Origin of the sequence: Actinomadura darangshiensis, assembly GCF_004349235.1 — a bacterium.
Classification (GTDB): Bacteria; Actinomycetota; Actinomycetes; order Streptosporangiales; family Streptosporangiaceae; genus Spirillospora; species Spirillospora darangshiensis.
The window spans coordinates 1-1,180 of record NZ_SMKY01000635.1 but is presented as its reverse complement, the minus strand read 5'-3'; the positions used below and the strand labels follow the sequence as shown (position 1 = coordinate 1,180).

Here is a 1,180-nt window from a genome sequence, read left to right as displayed (position 1 = left end):
CGGCTCTGCGCGGGTGAACCCGGCGGGCGGGAGGCTGGAGGAGAGGCGCACCCTCCGATGGTCACGCTGAGCGGCCGTCCAGGCACGGAGAATCGCCGTCTCCGTTGCCACCTCGATACGCCCGGCCGGTCACCGGCCCGCGAGCAGCTCCACCACGGGGGCGAACTCCTCCATGAACGCGGACGAGACCGACACGTACGACACGCCCAGCTCGTCCCGCCGCCGGGTGAGCGTGTCCGCCATCTCCCGAGGCGTCCCGGACAGCTTCGCGATCGCGTTGGACTTGGCCATGGCGGCGGTGTCGACGTCCATCTGCCGGCTCAGCCACTCCGGCACCTCGTCGCCGACGACGTGGACCTGCGTGCACAGCTCCAGGTCGTCGAACCGGTCCCCCGCCGCCGTCCGGACGATCTCCACGTAGCCGGCCAGCCTCTCGTCGTCGGTCATCGGCGGGACGCCGAACGCGACCGTGCCGGCGCGGCGGGCGGCCAGCTCCAGCATCCGCCGCCGGGACGCCGCGACGAGCACGCGCGGCGGACGTCCCGTACCGGCGAACAGGCCCTCCGGCGGGTTCGCGACGGCGTCGAGCACCTGCTCCACCCGCGCGAGGCGCTCGGCGCCCGAGCCGTACGGGACGCCGAAGACCGCCGCGTCGTCCTCGCCGCCGGGCCGGCCCGCGCCGATCCCGAGCTCGAACCGGTCGCCGGTGGCGAACGCCATCGACGCGGCCTCCCAGGCGATCGTGTTCGGCGGGCGGGTCGCCGCGGAGAGCACGAACGTGCCGACCCGCAGCGTCGTCGTGGCGCCCGCCGCCGCGGCAAGGGACGCCGCGGGCATCGCCGTGCCCGAGGTGTCCGGGGTCAGGAGCGTCGTGTAGCCGAGTTCCTCCACGCGTCGCGCCTGCGCCGCCCAGCCGGCGCCGTCGCGCGCCCACGCCGCCATCACCGCGAACCTGAATCTCCGATCCGCCATCGTCCTGCCTCCCGTTCCCGTCGGATGTCACCCCTATTTGAGTGAGCGCTCACTCATTTGTCAACCCCCGGCACGCCGGGCGGGGCGTCCATCCCGGTTCTAGCCGGACTCGGCGATCGTGAAACGGCGCAGGCGCAGCGCCGGGTTCTTCTCCCGGACCGCCGCGACCCGCTCGGGCGAGACGTCCCCGCACGCGACGCCCGGCCCC

General features: G+C 74.4%; 1 protein-coding gene. It reads right to left on the bottom strand.

Annotated features, from left to right (window positions below; translation table 11 throughout):
- Positions 1–129: 129 nt before the first annotated feature.
- Positions 130–972 carry an LLM class flavin-dependent oxidoreductase gene (locus tag E1293_RS47065; protein ID WP_132206656.1) on the bottom strand — a complete coding sequence of 281 codons (843 nt, stop codon included), beginning with the start codon at positions 970–972 and terminating at the stop codon, positions 130–132.
- Positions 973–1,180: the final 208 nt, after the last annotated feature.